Here is a 19,344-nt window from a genome sequence, read left to right on the forward strand (position 1 = left end):
ACAACAGTGACGCGCTGAAAGGCGCACTCAAACCAACTCTATAGGAGCATTAGCCATGGGACGTCGTCGTTCTGAAGTCCACACTCTGCAGATCCCACGCGTGATGAACTACACATTCACCGAGTCCGAGGTTGAATTTCTCAACCTTCTGTAAGTGACAAACCAGAAGGGGCTTAGCCCCTTCTGGCTCTACCAAGGAGCAGAACATGATCACCGAACGCGAGCTGAACATAGAAGAGGCCTACAACCGGCTGACAAGGCTGCATCATCACTTAGGGCTTCAATCGAAAACAGCACTATCAAAAAAGAGTAGCCTGGTCGCCACATGCCACTTATACGACAGCGCCTACAAAGAAGTTTCTTGCGGGGCAGGAAAAGGGGAACATTGCGAACTAGGAGCCCTTGCCGAGAGCCTAGAGCATTACTTCGTCGACAAGAGCACTCCACCACTCATCGAAAGCGACCAAATTTTGCAATCGATAGCCCCATTTGACGATTGGCTCCTAAAATCCATTCCCCCGGATTGCCGAATACCTTATTTCAGTCTTCAGGCATTGAACAGCTACGACGAAATAGCCATTCCCGCGATATTGATAGCACCTTCCTCCAGAAACATTGATGAAATCGAAAAAACTGCAGCGGGCTTTCTTTCCAAATATTCGACTAACTCTGGTACAGCACTTGGCTGCACGGAGAACGAGGCTCTGCTCCACGCCATCAATGAAACTATCGAACGTCACGCACTTTCTATGTACTACCTATCACTTTGTGGCCTGACTTCCCCACCCAAACTTTACCAACCTTCGAGTTCTTTTCTGGAAGAAACATTTGCCCATGATACCGAGCTTCTCCGCCGAGCCAAAAAACTAGAAATATACTTGACGCACGACTTCTACGAAGTTCCATTTTGCATTGCTGTTTCTCGTAGTAAAAAAGAAGGCTCACTCAGCAGCATTGGCTCCGGCAGCTCCATCAACCCCTCCATTGCAATGTACCGCGCCGTAACGGAACAGATTCAGTGCGAGCAGCTTTCTGGGGCCACAGAAAAACAAGAAGATCTCTCTGCTGAAAAAATGCTTACTCATTCAACCCGCCTTTCAGCACTTATACACCCATGCCCCACATATGCCGTACCCGCTTTTCACCCTCCGCATACCGATCTCAGCGTGCGCGGGCAAGTCAAGCGAACACTGATCAACTTGGAAAAACATAATAAGGTCGCATTCTATCGCACACTTTATGAGCACCCGAATCTCGCTACGGTTGTTCAGGTGTTCATACCCGGACTTGAACGCTTCCACCTGATCAGATCAGGTATTCCAGTCGCGCCACAGAGTGCACTCAAAGGCATAAGGCAATGACATGCAAATCTATAGAGGAATTCTCGCCGCCCTCGGCGCGACACTGCTCCTGAAAATCGCGACCGTCGTACCTGCTCTAGTCTTGGCCGACATCATTGACAACCTGGCCACCTCAGCCGCGTCTTCCCAGCTTCTGCTAGGAGCCTTCATATGCCTTGTCGCATTACAAGCCTCAATGACCCCTCTACAAGCCTGGTGCCTGGCGCGGCTTTGCCAGGAACGCGTGAAGCAACTTTCCATCCGCTGGTGCCGCGAATTGCTGGACAAGCGCTTCGAGGCCTATGGACAACTCCATGGCGGAACACTGGTAAAAGTACTGGATAGGGGCATTACCGCACAGGAGCGGTGGTTAGGCTTTCTGATTGGCTCGGCATGGCCGGTGCTAGCCGAAGCTGCAGTGCTGATAACGCTCTTCGCTTACCTGGGGGCTACTTCGGTATTGATCGGCCTCATCCCTTTGAGCCTGGCCTACCTGTGGGCCAACGATCGCCTGGTGCGCTGGCGCCGGCCACATATCGAGGCAGTGAACGCGCGCGAGGATGAACTGGCGGAACAATGGGTCGATACCTTCGCCAGCGCGGCAACGGTCAAACTGGAAAAGGCCGAGGATGCCGCAATGCTCCCGGTCAACCAGACACTTTCGCACTATGCCGACTCAGCAGTGCAGGTAGCTCACAGTGGGGGTTGGATTCAGAGCCTGCGCACCCTGTTCATAGGCCTGGGCAGTGGCGGTTTGCTCATGTGGGGTATCCATGATCAGGCTCTGGCAACACCGCAATTGAGCCTGGGCGAGCTGGTTGCTCTCTTCACCTTGGTGAGCGGATTGCTGGCAGGGGTTGCGCAACTTGCTGAGGCCTGGCGATTGCTAGACCAGTTTCGGCTAGACAAACGCAAACTCGAACACTGGCTCCAGCTCCCCTCGTTCGGCCCAGCATGCACTACTGAGGCGAAGTCCCAAGACAAGGACGCTGGCCTAAGCATCGCCCCGTGCCAGTTGAGCGCTCGAGATACTGTACAACTTCACATCGAAGAACCCTTGGTACTGCACAAAGGAGAACGGGTCGCACTGATCGGGCCCAGCGGATGTGGTAAATCGACACTTCTGCATACGCTGGCGGGAACGATATTCCCGTTGCGCAAGAATGTGCAGCTGCACGGCAGGTGCCTGGCGTCGCTCGACGCTAGTGAACAATTCAGTCGATTACGACTCTGCCCTCAGGATGCGCATTTCATACCCGGCCCCCTGCCCCGCGCGGTGCTGTTCGAGCAAGCTCATGATCGCGCTCAAATCGAACGATGGCTTGAACGGTTGGGCCTGAGCAAAGACTGGTACGAACTTGATCTGGATGCACGCGCAGAATCGATATCGGGCGGCGAAGCACGCAGGCTGACGCTGCTACGCCTTCTTAATCAGCCTGGGGAATTCAATTTCTTTGACGAACCCACAGCCGGGCTCGATGCCGCGTCGGCAGAGCGTACCTGGGACCTGTTGTTCGAAGCACTTAAAGGGCGAGGGCTGATTTGCGTGACGCATGATCAGAGCGCACTGTCGCGGTTTGACCGGGTGATCACCCTGAGCGAGGGGCGGATCATCAGCCAAGGGCAAACGAACATCGCTCAGATTTCAGAGCTAGCAGGCGCACCACAAACCTTGTAGGAGCGGCCTTGCTAGCTCAATGGGTTATTCATCATCATCAAAGTTGTACATCCCCGGCGCCAAGTTCTCGAACCGGGTGTACTTGCCGATAAACGCCAAACGCACGAAGCCGATGGGGCCGTTACGCTGTTTGCCGATGATGATTTCCGCCACGCCCTTGTGCTCGGTCTCGGGGTGGTACACCTCGTCGCGGTACACGAACATGATCACGTCGGCGTCCTGCTCGATTGCACCGGATTCACGCAAGTCGGAGTTCACCGGGCGTTTGTTCGGGCGCTGTTCCAGCGAGCGGTTCAGCTGCGAAAGGGCAATGACCGGGCAGTTGAATTCCTTGGCCAGGGCCTTGAGCGAGCGGGAAATCTCGGAAATTTCGTTGGTACGGTTGTCACCGGCCGACCCCGGAATCTGCATCAGCTGCAGGTAGTCGACCATGATCATGGCGATTTCACCATGCTCACGGGCCAGGCGGCGGGTACGCGCGCGCATTTCCGAGGGGCTGATACCCGCCGTATCGTCGATGAACAATTTTCGGTCGTTGAGCAGGTTCACTGCCGAGGTCAGGCGCGGCCAGTCGTCGTCATCCAGCTGACCGGAACGGACCTTGGTCTGGTCGATACGACCCAGAGACGAAAGCATACGCATGATCAGCGACTCCCCTGGCATCTCGAGGGAGAACACCAGCACCGCCTTGTCGGTCCGCAGTACGGCGTTTTCCACCAGGTTCATGGCGAAGGTGGTCTTACCCATCGACGGACGGCCGGCGACGATGATCAAGTCCGCCGCCTGCAGGCCGCTGGTCTTTTCGTCGAGATCGGTGTACCCGGTGGAAATACCGGTGATGTCGCTGTCGGAGTTGAACAGCGTATCGATGCGATCGATGGCCATGGTCAACAGTTCGTTGACGCCCACCGGGCCGCCGGTTTTTGGCCGCGCCTCGGCAATCTGGAAGATCTGCCGCTCGGCATCGTCGAGAATCTCGGCAGCGTTGCGCCCCTGCGGGTTGAACGCGTTGTCGGCGATGTCGGTACTGATGCTGATCAGCTGGCGCAACGTGGCCCGCTCGCGAATGATCGCGGCGTAGGCCTTGATGTTGGCCACCGAAGGGGTGTTCTTGGCCAGCTCGGCCAGGTAAGCCAAACCGCCGATCTGCGAGGACAGGCCTTCCTTGTCCAACTGCTCGTGCAGGGTCACCACGTCGAATGGCTGGTTGGCGTCGGCCAACTTGTGCACAGCGCGGAAGATCAGCCGGTGGTCATGCCGGTAGAAATCGCCGTCCGACACCTGGTCCAGCACCCGCTCCCAGGCATTGTTGTCCAGCATCAGGCCACCGAGCACGGCCTGTTCGGCCTCGATGGAATGCGGCGGTACCTTCAGGGCTGCGGTTTGCAGGTCAAGCTGTTCGGAGGTGGTGATCTCGTTCATGGCCACGAAAGAATTCTGGAGGATGAAAAAGACAAAGGGCACGGCCTGTCGAAAACAGGACCGTGCCCGATGTTAACCGCCTGACTCGCAAGGAGCCAGCCAGTTAGCGCAGCTTAGGCAGCTACGACGACCACGCGTACGGTGGCTTCAACGTCGCTGTGCAGGTGCACGGCTACGTCGTATTCGCCAACCTGACGGATGGTGCCGTTCGGCAGACGAACTTCAGCCTTGGCCACTTCAACGCCGGAGGCGGTCAGGGCGTCAGCGATGTCGTGGGTGCCGATCGAACCGAACAGCTTGCCTTCGTCGCCAGCGGTGGCAGTGATGGTCACTTCCAGCTCGGCCAGTTGGGCAGCGCGGCTTTCAGCCGAAGCTTTCTTGTCAGCGGCTGCTTTTTCCAGCTCGGCACGACGCTCTTCGAACGCAGCCAGGTTGGCGGCGTTGGCAACGGTGGCCTTGCCGAATGGCAGCAGGAAGTTACGGCCGTAACCAGCCTTAACTTTTACTTTGTCGCCCAGGTTGCCCAGGTTAGCGACTTTTTCCAGCAGGATCAGTTCCATTTGGTAAAACCTCTTAACTTTTAACCTTCACCGTTCGCGGAGTCTTTCCCCGGAGGGGACTTGCGACCGCGAAAATCAATCAGGCTGTCGACAATGGCCAAAACCATCAGCAACGGATAAATCAGCTGCATGATCAGCGGTAGCGTCACGTACATCCCCACCAGCCAGAAACCGGCCAGTCGGCCCTGTGCCAGCAGCCCGTGCATCAAGGCGATGCCGGCCAGCACCAGTACCAGGCTGGAAGCCGATGCCAGGATGATGAACTGCGGGCCGATAAACGGCGCCACCACCATCACTGCCACCAAGACCGCCATGGTCTGTTTCGGCAACTTCAGTTCGCGAAACTCGCGACCGAAGCCTCCAGGGTTGTACAACGCTGCCTGCCAATAGCGCGCCAGCATCAACGCCAGCACACTGAACAATTGCACCGTCACTGCTGTGGAAGCGACCAGCACAGGGCGGATCAGCTCACCGGAGAGCACCGGTTGCCCTTCGATTTTCGGCATGGCTTCGGCAAACGCCTTGGCCAGCACATCGAAGGTTTGCGCCAGCGCCAGATCAAGCACGAGGCTGAAAGCCACGGCGAACACGGCACTGGCGAGCAACACCCGGCTCCAGGGATGCTCGGCACGCAACATGGCGGCCAGGGCCAAGGCACCCGCAATCACCAGAAAGGTGATGGGATCGCCCATGACCCACACGGCCAGCCCGGCCAGCAAGCCGCCGGCGATGACCGATGTAGCATCCTTGAACCCACGCCGCAGCAGCACAAGGCTGCCGGCAGCGGCACTCAACCAGAACAGCAGCGGCAGTACCGCGCTGATGACCACCACCAGGGTGGCCTGCACACGACCGCGCATGATGAAACTTGCTAACGCTCGCATGCTAATCCCTTACTGCTTGTCGACGACCCGGTCTCAGCGGCCGTGGCTGTCGGTGTAGGGCAGCAGGGCCAGGAAGCGGGCGCGCTTGATAGCGGTAGCCAGCTGACGCTGATAACGAGCTTTGGTACCGGTGATACGGCTTGGAACGATCTTGCCGGTTTCGGATACGTAAGCTTTCAGGGTGTTGAGATCTTTGAAGTCGATCTCTTTCACGTCTTCAGCAGTGAAGCGGCAGAATTTACGACGACGGAAGAAACGTGCCATTTAATAGGCTCCTCTAAAGGTCCGTGGATTACTCGTCAGCGTTATCGCTGGAGTCGCTGTCATTGCTGTCGTCGCCTTCGGCGGAGTCAGCATGCTCAGGACGCTCGCGACGCTCACGGCGCTCGCTGCGGTTCTCTTCAGCCTTCAGCATCTCGGACTGGCCGGTAACGGCTTCGTCGCGACGGATGACCAGGTTACGGATAACGGCATCGTTGTAGCGGAAGTTGTCTTCCAGCTCGGCCAGGGCCTTGCCGGTGCACTCAACGTTCAGCATCACGTAGTGAGCCTTGTGAACATTGTTGATTGCGTAGGCCAGTTGACGACGGCCCCAGTCTTCCAGGCGGTGGATTTTGCCACCATCTTCTTCGATCAGCTTGGTGTAACGCTCAACCATGCCGCCGACTTGTTCGCTCTGGTCCGGGTGAACCAGGAAGATGATTTCGTAATGACGCATGAATGCTCCTTACGGGTTAGTAGTCTGCCAGTGAATCTGGTCAGACAAGGAGTGAATGACACTGTATGTCTTGCACGGAGGGGAGGCACATGAGCGCCTGCCAGCTCGGCAAGGGGCGCAATTGTAGAGAAGCCGGGGCGCACAAGCAAGGTGATTGGTGAATATTTGAACAGCCTGAAACATATTTACATGCTGCGGGCCCTTTCGCGGGTGAACCCGCTCCTACAGGGGAACGCAATCACCCTGTAGGAGCGGGTTTACCCGCGAATGGGCCGGAACAGGCTGAGAATCAGCGCTTGGCCTGGCGCTGACGCACGGCTTCGAACAGGCAAACCCCGGTCGCCACCGACACGTTAAGGCTGCTGACGCTACCCGCCATCGGCAACTTCACCAGGAAGTCGCAATGCTCACGGGTGAGCCGACGCATGCCCTTGCCTTCCGCCCCCATGATCATCACCAGTGGCCCGGTCAGGTCCTGCTGGTAGATCTCCTGCTCGGCCTCGCCAGCAGTACCCACTACCCACAGGCCACGCTGCTGCAACTTCTCAAGCGTACGCGCCAGGTTGGTCACAGCCACCAGCGGAATGACTTCGGCCGCACCACAAGCCACCTTTCGCACAACCGGCGTCAACGTTGCGGACTTGTCCTTGGGCACGATCACTGCCGTGGCACCGGCCGCATCCGCGGTACGCAGACAAGCGCCGAGGTTGTGCGGGTCGGTCACGCCGTCCAGCACCAGGATCAGTGGCGGCGTTTCTGTGCGCTCAAGCAGCTCTTCGAGCATCAGCTCGCCCCACACCTGGCTCGGACTGACCTCGGCTACAACGCCTTGGTGCACGCCTTCGACCCAGGCATCCATCTCACGGCGCTCGGCCTGGCCGACCGGCACGCGGTTTTCCGCGGCCAGCGCCAGCAAGGTTTCGAGGCGTGGCTCGCTGCGCCCTTCCGACAGCCAGATCTGCTTGACCCGCTTTGGATGGTGCTGCAGCAATGCCTGCACGGCGTGTACGCCGTAGATCTTTTCCAGCTGACTCATGAATTGCTCTTGTTTTTGCGTGGTGCGCCGGACTTCGGCGGGCCTTTACGGTGCTTGGTCGGTTTGCCGGACGGCTTGCCACCTTTCTCCGATTTGCTGCCAGCACTGCTGCGCGCGTCGGTCATCAGCGCTTTTTTCATCTCGCGGCTTTTACGCACTTCAGCGTTTCGCTGCACAGCATCCTTGGGGAAGTACGCTTCGGACGCTTCGCTCTTGCGGCTGCGCGGCTTGGGCGTGGCTTTCGCTTCGGTTGCCGGCTGCTGCTCGGCTTTTTCGGCAACTGGCGCGGCGCCACGCTGCTTGCGGCCGATCGGTGCGGCGAGGGTCTTTTCCGACACTTCGAAGTCGATCTTGCGCTCATCCAGATCAACACGCATGACCTTGACTTCGATGGTGTCGCCCAAGCGGAAGCTGCGACCGGTGCGCTCGCCAGCCAGGCGATGGTGTACCGGGTCGAAGTGGTAGTAGTCACCTGGCAACGCACTGACGTGCACCAGGCCCTCTACATAGATATCGGTCAGCTCGACGAACAGGCCGAAACCGGTCACCGCCGTGATCACACCCGGGAAGGTCTCGCCCACGCGGTCTTTCATGAACTCGCACTTGAGCCAGTTGACCACGTCACGGGTGGCTTCGTCGGCCCGGCGCTCGGTCATCGAGCACTGCTCGCCGAGTTGCTCCAGGGTGTTTTCGTCGTACGGGTAGATACGCGCCTTGGGAATGCTCATGGCGCCGGCACGCTTGACGTGCGGAGTATCGACCTTGGAGCGGATGATGCTGCGGATGGCGCGATGCACCAGCAGGTCCGGGTAACGACGGATCGGCGAGGTGAAGTGGGTGTACGCCTCGTAGTTCAGGCCGAAGTGGCCGTTGTTCTCGGTGCTGTACACGGCCTGGCTCAGCGAGCGCAGCATCACCGTCTGGATCAGGTGGAAGTCCGGGCGACCGGCGATGCTCGCCAGCAGGGCCTGGTAGTCCTTCGGCGACGGGTCCTTGCCCTTGTGCAGGCTCAGGCCCAGCTCGCCGAGGAAGGCGCGCAGTTTTTCCAGGCGCTCCGGCGGCGGGCCATCGTGCACGCGGTACAGGGCCGGTACGCCGTGCTTCTGCAGGAACTCGGCGGTGGCCACGTTGGCCGCCAGCATGCATTCCTCGATCAGCTTGTGGGCGTCGTTGCGCACGGTCGGGCGGATTTCGGCGATCTTGCGCTCCTCGCCGAAGATGATGCGGGTTTCCTGGGTCTCGAAGTCGATGGCACCCCGGGTGTGGCGCGCCTCCACCAGCACCTTGTACAGGTTGTACAGGTTCTTCAGGTCCGGCACGACCTCCCTGTACTCTTCGCGCAGCGCCTTGCCCTCACGGGTACGCGAGTGCTCGAGCATGCTGCTGACCTTGTTGTAGGTTAGGCGGGCATGGGAGTGGATCACGCCTTCGTAGAACTGATAGTCGACCATCTGGCCGGCTTTGTTCATGGTCATTTCACAGACCATGGCCAACCGGTCGACATGCGGGTTCAGCGAGCACAGGCCGTTGGACAGCTCTTCGGGGAGCATCGGCACCACGCGCTCGGGGAAGTACACCGAGTTACCGCGCTGCTGGGCTTCGACATCCAGGGCAGAGCCCAGACGCACGTAGCTGGAGACGTCAGCGATGGCCACGTACAGACGCCAGCCACCGGAGAACAGACGCAGCTTGCCCAACGGTTCGCAATAAACGGCATCGTCGAAGTCGCGGGCGTCTTCACCGTCGATGGTGACGAACGGCAGATGGCGCAGGTCGACACGCTTCTCTTTGTCCTTCTCCTCGACTTCGGAGCGGAACTTGCGTGCTTCCTTGACCACATCATTGGGCCAGACGTGCGGAATGTCGTAGCTGCGCAGGGCAACGTCGATTTCCATGCCCGGCGCCATGTAGTTGCCGATGACTTCGACCACATCGCCTTGCGGCTGGAAGCGTGGCGTTGGCCAGTGGGTGATCTTGATCTCGACGAACTGGCCGATCTTGGCACCGCCGTTGCGCCCGGCGGTCACCAGCACTTCCTGCTGGATCTTCGGGTTGTCCGGGGTCACGTAGCCGATGCCGCCTTCTTCGAAATAGCGGCCGACCACGCTTTCGTGGGCACGGGAGATGACTTCGACCAGCACGCCTTCACGGCGGCCACGGCGGTCGACACCGGAGACGCGGGCCAAGCCGCGGTCGCCGTCGAACACCAGGCGCATCTGCGACGGGCTGAGGAACAGGTCTTCGCTGCCGTCATCGGGAATAAGGAAGCCGAAGCCGTCGCGGTGGCCGGAGACGCGACCACAGATCAGGTCCAGCTTGTCTACCGGGGCATAAGTGCCGCGCCGGGTATAGATAAGCTGGCCATCGCGCTCCATGGCACGCAGGCGGCGGCGCAGGGCTTCGATCTGGTCTTCTTCATACAGACCGAACTCTTTTGCCAGCTCCTCGCGGGCAGCAGGTTCGCCTCGGTCGGCGAGACGCTGCAGGATCAGCTCACGGCTGGGAATGGGGTTGTCGTATTTTTCCGCTTCGCGAGCGGCCTCGGGATCGAGGGATTGCCAATCGGCCATCAGAAGGGGTTCACCTTGGGGTATATAGATAGGAATTCTGGCATAGGCGTATTGAAACCGGAAATGTCTGCCTTGGACAGCCCCCGCTGCAGTGCATAAACAGCAGAAATAGGCTTGTGGAATCAACAAGTTGAATTTTTTGAATTTTTTTTCGATTGGGGGCTTTACAGCCTTGGGGAGCGTCCGTATAGTGCGCACCACAACGACGGACAACCCCGAAGTTGTAGTAGAGATGAACGACGCTGTAAAGCATCAAGTAACCTCGAATGTGTGCCCAGGTGGCGGAATTGGTAGACGCGCTGGTTTCAGGTATCAGTGACCGCAAGGTCGTGGAAGTTCGAGTCTTCTCCTGGGCACCAAATATTTTCAAGTAACAGATGACCAAGGATCTGTTACTACTGTGTGAAAGCGAACGATAGTCGCCTTCTGCAGATGATGTAAAGCTTTGCCCAGGTGGCGGAATTGGTAGACGCGCTGGTTTCAGGTATCAGTGACCGCAAGGTCGTGGAAGTTCGAGTCTTCTCCTGGGCACCATACAAAAACCCACTAGCTTGCTAGTGGGTTTTTTCTTGCCTGCGTTTTTTGTGCCCCTCCCCCAATACGCGCACTTCGTAGGAGCGGGTTCACCCGCGAAGAGGCCCGTAAAGTCAACACACGCCCAGCCCCCCCTTGCACCATGGTCTGACCATGAATTTCTCGTCACCCGGCCACTTGAGAAACAATTTCGTTTACCATTGTTTCCAAATATGTAGCCGTAAGCGAGGAAGTACCCGCATGACGATCCGCCCGCAACCGCTGATGCGTACCCTGGCCGCCGCAGTGCTGAGCCTGGTCATCGGCGCTCCGGCCGCCATGGCAGACGCACCGGTCACGCTGACCATGTACAACGGTCAGCACAAGGAAATTGGTGAAGCCATTGCCAAGGCCTATGAGGCCAAGACCGGCATTCACATCGACATCCGCAAAGGCAGCAGCAACCAGCTGGCCAGCCAGATCATCGAGGAAGGTGATCGTTCGCCGGCCGACATCATCTATACCGAAGAGTCCCCGCCCCTGAACAACCTGGGCGAGCTGGGCCTGCTGGCCAAGATTGACGACGCCACGCTGAACATGATGCCCAAGGAGTACGTTGGCGCGAACGGCACCTGGATGGGTATCACCGCCCGTACGCGCATCGTGGTGTACAACCCGAAGAAAGTCGACGAGAAAGACCTGCCGACCACGGTGATGGACTTCGCCAACCCTGAGTGGGAAGGCCGCGTCGGCTACGTCCCTACCAGCGGTGCGTTCCAGGAGCAGGCCGTGGCCATCCTGAAGATGCACGGGCGTGAAGCCACCGAAGAATGGTTGACCGGCCTGAAAGCCTTCGGCAAGACCTACACCAACAACATGGTTGCCCTCAAAGCCGTGGAAAAAGGTGAAGTGGCTGCAGTACTGGTCAACAACTACTACTGGTACGCGCTTGAACGCGAACGCGGCAAGCTGGACACCAAGCTCTACTACCTGGCCGACGGCGATGCTGGCAACCTGGTCACTATCTCCGGCGCAGGCGTGGTCAAGGCCAGCAAACACCCGAAAGAAGCCCAGGCCCTGCTCAACTGGATGGCCAGCGAAGAAGGCCAGCGCGTGATCACCCAGACCACCGCCGAGTACCCGCTGCACAAGGGCATGGTTTCTGACCGCGGCCTGAAGCCGTTCGACGAACTGCGCCCGCCGAAGATCTCGCCAGCTGACCTGGGCAATGCCGAGGAAGCCATCGAACTTGAGCGTGAGGTCGGCCTGCTCTGATGACTGCCGCCCTGTCCGAACCGGTGCCGGTACGCTTCGTACCGCGCCGCAAGCGCCCTTCCATCTGGGTAGTGCTGCCTGTGCTGTTCCTTGTGGCAATGAGCTTGCTGCCACTGGCTTATGTCGCCATCAAAGCCTGGGAGGCCGGCTGGCGCGAAGCTTTGCACCTGCTGTGGCGGCCCTTTGTCTGGGGGCTGATGCGCAACACCCTGATGCTGATGGTCGGGGTGACGCTGACCTGCATGGTGGTCGGCCTGGCACTGGCCTGGCTGCTGGAGCGCAGCAACCTGGCCGGCCGCCGCTTGTGGGGCGTGGTGCTGTGCCTGCCATTCGCCGTGCCGTCGTTCGTCAGCAGCTTCACCTGGGTGTCGCTAAGTTCGGACTTTGAAGGCCTGGGCGGCGCGATCATGGTCATGGCCCTGTCCAAATACCCACTGGTGTTCCTGCCCGTTGCCGCGACCCTGCGCAACCTCGACACGTCGCTGGAGGAGTCGGCACGCACCCTGGGTTGCAGCCGCTGGGGGGTGTTCAGCAAAGTCACCCTGCCGCTGCTGTGGCCGTCGATGCTCGGCGGTGCGCTACTGATTGCCCTGCATATGCTGGTGGAGTTTGGCGCGCTGTCGATACTCGGCCTGCAAACCTTTACCACGGCGATCTACCAGCAGTTCGAACTGGAGTTCAGCAACGCCAACGCGGCCATGCTGTCTGCCGTGCTGCTGGCGATGTGCCTGGCAATGCTGTGGCTGGAACTGCGGGTGCGCGGCAAAGCCCGCCATGTACGCATCGGCCAGGGCGTAGCCCGGCGTGCGCAACCGGTGCGGCTGCGCGGCTGGGCGGTGCTGGCGCAACTGTTCTGCGTGGGCCTGGCGGTGCTGGGCAGCGGCATTCCGCTGGCGATGCTCGGTTACTGGCTGAGCGTGGGTTCGTCGGCGGCATTCCCGGTGGCGGCCATCTCGAAGGCGTTGTTCACCTCGCTGTCGGTGTCGCTGGGCGGTGCCGGCTTCTGTGTGCTGCTGGCTCTGCCTATCAGCTTCCTGGTGGTGCGCTACAAAGGCCGCCTGGCGATTTGGGCTGAGCGTCTGCCCTACCTCCTGCACGCCCTGCCCGGCCTGGTGATTGCCCTGACCCTGGTTTTCTTCGCCCTGCACTACGTGCCGGCGCTGTACCAGACCACGGCACTGTTGTTGCTGGCCTATGCACTGCTGTTCCTGCCGCTGGCCCAGTCGCCGGTGCGCACCGCACTGAACAAGGCCTCACCAACGCTGGAAGAAGCTGCGCGCACCCTTGGCGCCAGTAGCTTTGCCGCATTCTGCCGGGTGACCTTGCCGATCATCTTCCCGGCCATGGCAGCGGCCTTTGCACTGGTGTTCCTGGATGCCATGAAAGAGCTGACGGCTACCCTGCTGCTCAGCCCGACCGGCATGACAACCCTGGCCACCGAAGTGTGGGCGCACACAGCCAATGTCGAGTTCGCGGCGGCGGCGCCGTATGCGGCATTGCTGATCGTGGTGTCGGGGTTGCCGGTATATCTGCTCACTACGCGGATGTATCTGAACAAGGCATGAACTTCTTCGCGGGCTTGCCCTCAGGTACAGCACCGGTCTCAGGGCCTGCGCTGTACCTGTGGGGGCTTGCCGGTGATCAGGCCATCAGATGTTACGCAGCATGCGCCGCACAATTGGCCCATGGGCCTTGCCGACCGGCAACATGTAAAGCCGACCGAAGGTGTTGAAGCACTGCACCGAGGTGGTCACGCTCAAGCGCTGACACCCGTCCCACTGCTCATCTAGATCTACGCTCACCATCACAGCCAGGTGCGTGTCACGCGAGGTCAGGACCAGTTGCTGGTCGCTGATGGCCTCGACAGTGAAGAAGTCCAGGCGCTCACCGACGGCTGGCACATGCGTTGGATCGCCGCGAGTGAAGCCGTGGATATCGGCGACATTGAAACGGCGTGAGATGAAGTCGCGAATGCGGAAGGCCCGGGCCAGCCAGTAGGGGACGTCCGAGGTCATAGCGCAGTAGGCTTGCAGGGCGGTCATCGGGTCAGTGAGCTTTACGCTGTCACTGTGCAGGAAATTCAGGTCGGCCTGGGCGGCGATTAGTTGGGCGGACATTAGCAACTCCTTTTGCCATGTGTCGCCGACAGCATAGCAACACCGTGGTGGATGGCACGGGCTTCGCCCGTGTTCGCGGGCAAGCCCGCTCCCACAGGGATCGCGCCAGCTTTTAGAAATTGAGCAAGACAATTGCTCTCACAAGAGACCGCGCAGGATTCAGGCCCGGAACTGGCCCAGGCTGGCGCGCAGCTGAGCCGCCAGATCATCCAGCACCTTGCTGCTGGCCGTAGTCTGCATCACCACCTCAGCCGAACGCTCAGCCTGAGCATGGATAGTCTCCACCCGCCCACGCACCGCCTGCGCGCCATTCGCCTGCTGCTCGGCCGCACGGGTAGCCAAGCCAATGGCCGCATGCACCTGCTCCACCGCCGCCTGCACTGACTGCTGCCGACGCTCGTTGTCACGCAGCACCAGCAAGCCTTCGCTAGCCTTGAGCCCAGCCTGGCTGATGGTGGCCACAGCTTCCTTGGCGCCCTTCTGCAATGCTGCGATGTGCGCCTGGATATCGCCCGTAGAGCTTTGCGTCTTGCTCGCCAGCGCGCGCACCTCGTCGGCCACCACGGCAAAGCCGCGCCCGGTTTCGCCAGCACGGGCCGCCTCGATGGCGGCGTTCAAGGCCAACAGGTTGGTCTGCTCGGCGATACCGTGGATCACCGTCAGCACCACTTCGATCTGCTCGCTCTGCTTGGCCAGGCGCTCGATCACCTGGGAGCCGGCATCCACCTGCCCAGCCAGGTTCTCGATCAAACCGGCAAGCTGGGTCGAGGTGCGGCTGTTTTCATCGGTCGCCTGGCGGATATCCACCACTTGCTGCAACGCCGCCTGCATCGCATGACTTTCGGCTTGTGCTTCATCGGCCATGCTCGACAGGTCGCGCAGGCTGGCGGCCACTTCATCGCGCTGCAATGCGGCGGCAGCATCTGCGCCAGCGTTGCGCTGGGCCATCGCGCCAATCTCCACACCCGTGCGCTGCGCCACCTCGCCGGCTTCGCGCACAATCGGCTGCAACTTGTCGACAAAGCGGTTCACTGCCGAGGCCATGTCGCCGATTTCATCTCGGCTGTCGAGCGGCACGCGCTTGGTCAAGTCACCTTCGCCGGCCGCCAGGTCATCGAGAGCGGCAATCAACAGGCGCAGCTTGCTCAGTACCCGGCGGCCTAGCACCAAAGCCACCACTACCAGCACCCCGAGGCCGACCAGCACCAGGCCCAGACCGATACGCCAGCGCAGCTCTGCAGCGGCATCGCGCACGGTTTGCGCGGTATTGGCCTGCATGGCGGCAGCACTGCCCTGCGCCTTCTCAAGGCGCTCACGCAGGGTCTTGCCGCTATCGGCAGCAGCTCCGACCAGGCTGTCGCCAACCAACTGCTCTCCGCTAGCGATCAGCGCTGCGAAGCGCTGGTCCAACGCCTTTAGCTCATGGTCGATGCCGGCAGTGGAAACCCCCATCACCACCTTACCGATTTCCGTGCCATTGGGGCTGATCGAGGCTTCGACGAAGTACACCGCCGGGTCACGCCGGGCAGCATCAATCACCTTGTCCAGCGCACGCTCGCCCTGGCCCTTTTCCATCAAAGCCTGGTTGATCGGGTTTTGCCGGTTGAGGTAGCGAGTCAGGTGCTGACCTTGAGCGTCGTCGTACACCACGAACAGCACGTTCGGGTTGCGCTGAGCGCGTCGTGCGAAATCCGAGAGCACCGGCACGTCGTTGTCCCAGATCGCCCGCGGCGCAACCGAAGCCAGCAGCTCGGCCATGTCGTTGGCGGAATCCTTGAGGTTCTTTTCCAGGGTGCTGCGCAGTTGCTGCTGCTCGCTTTGCAGGCGCTCCGACAACCCTGCGCTCAGGCGCTGACGGGTACTGCTGGACAGGCCGTCGAGCCCAGAGCGCACATCTTGCCCGGCTTGCTCCAGATCGCTTGCGAGTTGGCGGCTGTCATTACCCAGCCGTTCGCCAAGGTCGGCCTCCAGAGCGGTGACCGTGCTTCGGGTGAGCGCAACGGCAACCAGCACCTGCACCAAAAGAGCGATACCAAGGGCAACAAACACAGGCCGCAATAGGCGGCTTCGTAACAGTGAGAGGATGGCAGACACGGTGTAACCCTCGTGTTTTCTGGCGCCACTATTTTGATGGCATCTACAGAAACTTCTTACAGCAAGGGTTGTGCCGTAGGCAGCAGGGAAATGCGCCAAGGTCTAGCAAAGGGGTTTCGTGTGCAGGCCCATTCGCGGGTAAACCCGCTCCTACAACGGCCTGCGCCCAACCACCGTTGTGTGCCCCGTGTAGGAGCGGGTTTACCCGCGAATACAGTAGCGGCAGCAACGGTGGATTGCCGGTGGATAATGGCCAGCACAGACATGCCCACAAATGAAAACGCCGCGGCCCTTCTCAGGGCCGCGGCGTCAGATCAGCCTGGAGGGCAGATCAGGCGAACGGGTGACGCAGCACGATGGTCTCGTTGCGGTCCGGGCCGGTCGAAATGATGTCGATCGGCGCGCCAACCAACTCTTCGATGCGCTTGATGTAGTCACGCGCAGCTTGCGGCAGCTCTTCCAGGGTTTTCACACCCAGAGTCGACTCGCTCCAGCCTGGCATCTCTTCGTACACCGGCTCAAGGCCAATGTAGCTGTCGGCATCGGAAGGCGCGTCAATGACGGCACCGTTCTCGTTCTTGTAGCCAACGCAGATGTTGATGGTTTCCAGGCCGTCCAGTACGTCCAGCTTGGTCAGGCAGATGCCCGAGATGCTGTTGACGTCGATAGCGCGACGCAGGATCACGGCATCGAACCAGCCGCAACGACGGGCACGGCCGGTGGTGGAGCCGAACTCGTGGCCACGCTTGGCCAAGGTAGCACCTGTCTCGTCGAACAGTTCGGTCGGGAACGGACCGGAACCTACGCGAGTGGTGTAGGCCTTGGTGATGCCGAGGATGTAGTCGAGGTACATCGGGCCGACGCCGGAACCAGTGGAAATACCACCGGCAGTGGTGTTGGAGCTGGTGACGTACGGGTAGGTGCCGTGGTCGATGTCCAGCAGCGAGCCCTGGGCGCCTTCGAACATGATGTCCTTGCCGGCGCGACGCAGGTTGTGCAGCTCGGCGGTGACGTCGAGCATCATCGGCTTGAGCTGTTCGGCGTAAGCCATGCACTCGTCCAGCGTCTGCTGGAAGTCGATGGCTGGCTCTTTGTAGTAGTTCACCAGCTGGAAGTTGTGGTAATCCAGCAGCTCACCCAGCTTGGCAGCGAAACGCTCGCGGTGGAACAGATCACCCACGCGCAGGCCGCGACGTGCCACCTTGTCTTCGTAAGCTGGGCCGATACCACGGCCGGTGGTGCCGATCTTGGCTTCGCCACGGGCTTTTTCGCGGGCCTGATCCAGGGCCACATGGTACGACAGGATCAGCGGCGCAGCCGGGGAAATGCGCAGGCGCTCGCGCACCGGTACGCCTTTCTCTTCCAGCTTGGTGATTTCACGCATCAGCGCATCCGGGGCAACGACCACGCCGTTACCGATCAGGCACTGTACGCCTTCACGCAGGATGCCGGACGGAATCAGGTGCAGAACGGTCTTTTCACCGTTGATCACCAGGGTGTGACCCGCATTGTGGCCACCCTGGTAGCGCACTACGGCGGCAGCATGTTCGGTCAGCAGATCGACGATCTTGCCTTTGCCCTCATCACCCCACTGGGTGCCCAGGACGACGACATTCTTACCCATTACATTGGTCCTCATTCACGCAAACTTGGTTGCCGGCCTGTTGCCGACGCAGAAACTCACTGGGCCAGCGGCAGAACCTGCCAGCGCCCGTCTTGCTGAATCAATTGCCGATCACAATCCGCCTCGAGAGCAGCACTCAACGGCTGGCCAGGCAGAGCCTGAACCACACGCTGGCCCTCGTTGCGCAACTGGCAGACTTGCTGCCAGAGGGCCGCATCGCCACTGTCCGGCATCCAGATGCCGCCAGTTGGCAATACGACCTCCGCTCGCCCCAGTGTGACCAGGGTCTTCAAATCCGTGGAGAAACCAGTGGCCGGGCGCGCCCGGCCAAAGTCGGCGCCGATATCGTCGTAGCGCCCGCCCTGAGCGATCGATTGGCCTTCGCCTGGCACGAACACGGCGAACACCACGCCCGTGTGGTAGTGGTAACCACGCAGCTCGCCGAGGTCGAAATACAGCGGCAGGTCCGGGTAGCGCGACGCCAGGCGATCAGCGATCGCCAGCAGGTCGTCCAGCGCCGCCAGCACGCTGGCCGGGGCGCGACCGAGGCGCACGCGGGCTTCAGCCAGTACTTCACGACCACCACACAGCTCGACCAGGGCGCGCAGCATGCTGCCCAAGTCTTTCGGCAGGTCGGCGGTCAGCGCCTGCACTTCATCGACAGCCTTGCGTTGCATGGCGTCGAACAGCTGCTGTTCGACCGCGCCGGACAGGCCGGCGGCACGGGCCAGGCCGCGGTAGATGCCGACGTGGCCCAGGTCCATGTGCACATCCGGCACATCGGCCAGTTGCAGCGTGGCGAGCATCAGGCTGATGACTTCGACGTCGCTGGTAGGGCTGGCATCGCCGTACAGTTCGGCACCCAGCTGGATCGGGCTGCGCGAGGTGGACAGGGCACGCGGCTGGGCGTGCAGCACGCTGCCGGCATAGCACAGGCGGCTCGGGCCCTCACGGCGCAGTGTGTGCGCATCGATACGCGCTACCTGCGGGGTGAAGTCGGCGCGGAAGCCCATCAGGCGGCCGGACTGCGGGTCCACTACCTTGAAGGTGCGCTGATCCAGGTCCTGGCCGGCGCCGGTAAGCAGCGACTCCAGGTACTCGATATGCGGGGTGACGACCAGTTCGTAGCCCCAACTCTGGAACAGGTCCAACACCTGGCGGCGCGCGATCTCGATGCGCGCAGCCTCAGGTGGCAGTACTTCCTCGATGCCATCTGGCAGCAGCCAGCGGTCTACCGTTGCCATTACGCCATTTCCCCTCTGGTCCGGGCGGCTTGCCAGCAGGCAAACCGTCAGAAAAGCCGGTATCGCGCACAGCAGCGGGCAGCACTGATCCCAGCGCAGCCACCGTACCCGACACCCTCAAATTGCCTTGCGAGCTGACCAAACTGTCAACCGGCGCTGTGCCAATCAACCTTGCAGACGCAAAAAAGCCGGGAAATTTCCCGGCTGCCTCATCATACACCCCTTTTCATTCAGGATGCACCCCGCCTGGTGCATTAGCTGCCAGGCGG

General features: G+C 60.5%; 15 protein-coding genes and 2 tRNA genes. 6 read left to right on the forward strand and 11 right to left on the reverse strand.

Going from position 1 to position 19,344, the window contains the following annotated elements:
• Positions 1 to 206 precede the first annotated feature (206 nt).
• The gene (locus tag V7787_RS32090) at positions 207 to 1,361 is read left to right on the forward strand and encodes a YcaO-like family protein (protein ID WP_081273240.1); all 1,155 of its coding nucleotides are present in this window, start codon (positions 207 to 209) and stop codon (positions 1,359 to 1,361) included.
• A gap of 1 nt (position 1,362) precedes the next feature.
• Positions 1,363 to 3,018 carry an ATP-binding cassette domain-containing protein gene (locus V7787_RS32095; RefSeq protein WP_104886987.1) on the forward strand — a complete coding sequence of 552 codons (1,656 nt, stop codon included), beginning with the start codon at positions 1,363 to 1,365 and terminating at the stop codon, positions 3,016 to 3,018.
• A gap of 24 nt (positions 3,019 to 3,042) precedes the next feature.
• On the opposite strand, the gene dnaB is transcribed toward V7787_RS32095, so the two are convergent.
• The 7 genes from dnaB to rnr all read right to left on the reverse strand — a co-directional run bounded on the left by dnaB (position 3,043) and on the right by rnr (position 10,208).
• A complete protein-coding gene (dnaB, locus tag V7787_RS32100; protein WP_003249571.1) occupies positions 3,043 to 4,440 on the reverse strand; it encodes a replicative DNA helicase in 1,398 nt (465 codons plus the stop codon).
• 113 nt (positions 4,441 to 4,553) lie between these two features.
• Positions 4,554 to 5,000, reverse strand: coding sequence for a 50S ribosomal protein L9 (rplI, locus tag V7787_RS32105; RefSeq protein ID WP_003249568.1), 447 nt, complete (start codon positions 4,998 to 5,000; stop codon positions 4,554 to 4,556).
• Between the two features lie 20 nt (positions 5,001 to 5,020).
• Positions 5,021 to 5,884 carry a hypothetical protein gene (locus V7787_RS32110; RefSeq protein WP_064492369.1) on the reverse strand — a complete coding sequence of 288 codons (864 nt, stop codon included), beginning with the start codon at positions 5,882 to 5,884 and terminating at the stop codon, positions 5,021 to 5,023.
• A gap of 33 nt (positions 5,885 to 5,917) precedes the next feature.
• Positions 5,918 to 6,148 (reverse strand): 30S ribosomal protein S18, encoded by a 231-nt coding sequence (gene rpsR / locus V7787_RS32115; RefSeq protein ID WP_003249563.1) that lies wholly within the window; start codon positions 6,146 to 6,148, stop codon positions 5,918 to 5,920.
• Positions 6,149 to 6,176: 28 nt separating this feature from the next.
• Complete coding sequence (gene rpsF, locus V7787_RS32120) at positions 6,177 to 6,602, reverse strand: 30S ribosomal protein S6 (protein ID WP_003249557.1); 426 nt, start codon at positions 6,600 to 6,602, stop codon at positions 6,177 to 6,179.
• A 289-nt stretch (positions 6,603 to 6,891) separates the two neighbouring features.
• Complete coding sequence (gene rlmB / locus V7787_RS32125; protein WP_003249554.1) at positions 6,892 to 7,638, reverse strand: 23S rRNA (guanosine(2251)-2'-O)-methyltransferase RlmB; 747 nt, start codon at positions 7,636 to 7,638, stop codon at positions 6,892 to 6,894.
• The gene (gene rnr, locus V7787_RS32130; RefSeq protein WP_064492370.1) at positions 7,635 to 10,208 is read right to left on the reverse strand and encodes a ribonuclease R; all 2,574 of its coding nucleotides are present in this window, start codon (positions 10,206 to 10,208) and stop codon (positions 7,635 to 7,637) included. Before rnr ends, rlmB begins: the two co-directional genes overlap by 4 nt.
• A 272-nt stretch (positions 10,209 to 10,480) precedes the next feature.
• Here rnr and V7787_RS32135 point away from each other — a divergent pair.
• The 4 genes from V7787_RS32135 to V7787_RS32150 all read left to right on the forward strand — a co-directional run bounded on the left by V7787_RS32135 (position 10,481) and on the right by V7787_RS32150 (position 13,561).
• A tRNA-Leu gene (locus V7787_RS32135) sits at positions 10,481 to 10,567 on the forward strand.
• 88 nt (positions 10,568 to 10,655) lie between these two features.
• Positions 10,656 to 10,742 (forward strand) — tRNA-Leu (locus tag V7787_RS32140).
• Positions 10,743 to 10,982: 240 nt separating this feature from the next.
• Positions 10,983 to 11,996, forward strand: coding sequence for an extracellular solute-binding protein (locus V7787_RS32145; protein WP_003249550.1), 1,014 nt, complete (start codon positions 10,983 to 10,985; stop codon positions 11,994 to 11,996).
• The gene (locus tag V7787_RS32150; RefSeq protein WP_003249548.1) at positions 11,996 to 13,561 is read left to right on the forward strand and encodes an ABC transporter permease; all 1,566 of its coding nucleotides are present in this window, start codon (positions 11,996 to 11,998) and stop codon (positions 13,559 to 13,561) included. The genes V7787_RS32145 and V7787_RS32150 overlap by 1 nt, the downstream gene beginning before the upstream one ends.
• A gap of 84 nt (positions 13,562 to 13,645) precedes the next feature.
• Here V7787_RS32150 and V7787_RS32155 read toward each other — a convergent pair whose 3' ends face one another.
• The 4 genes from V7787_RS32155 to V7787_RS32170 form a co-directional block, all read right to left on the reverse strand.
• Entirely contained in the window at positions 13,646 to 14,113 is a 468-nt protein-coding gene (locus V7787_RS32155; protein ID WP_064492371.1) for a DUF2867 domain-containing protein, read from the reverse strand.
• A 159-nt stretch (positions 14,114 to 14,272) separates the two neighbouring features.
• On the reverse strand, positions 14,273 to 16,207 hold the full coding sequence (locus tag V7787_RS32160; protein WP_020193403.1) for a methyl-accepting chemotaxis protein: 1,935 nt from the start codon (positions 16,205 to 16,207) through the stop codon (positions 14,273 to 14,275).
• Between the two features lie 331 nt (positions 16,208 to 16,538).
• A complete protein-coding gene (locus tag V7787_RS32165) occupies positions 16,539 to 17,831 on the reverse strand; it encodes an adenylosuccinate synthase (protein WP_003249542.1) in 1,293 nt (430 codons plus the stop codon).
• A gap of 56 nt (positions 17,832 to 17,887) precedes the next feature.
• Positions 17,888 to 19,075, reverse strand: coding sequence for an ATP phosphoribosyltransferase regulatory subunit (locus tag V7787_RS32170; RefSeq protein ID WP_010955481.1), 1,188 nt, complete (start codon positions 19,073 to 19,075; stop codon positions 17,888 to 17,890).
• Positions 19,076 to 19,344 lie beyond the last annotated feature (269 nt).

The organism is Pseudomonas sp. CGJS7 (genome assembly GCF_036961695.1).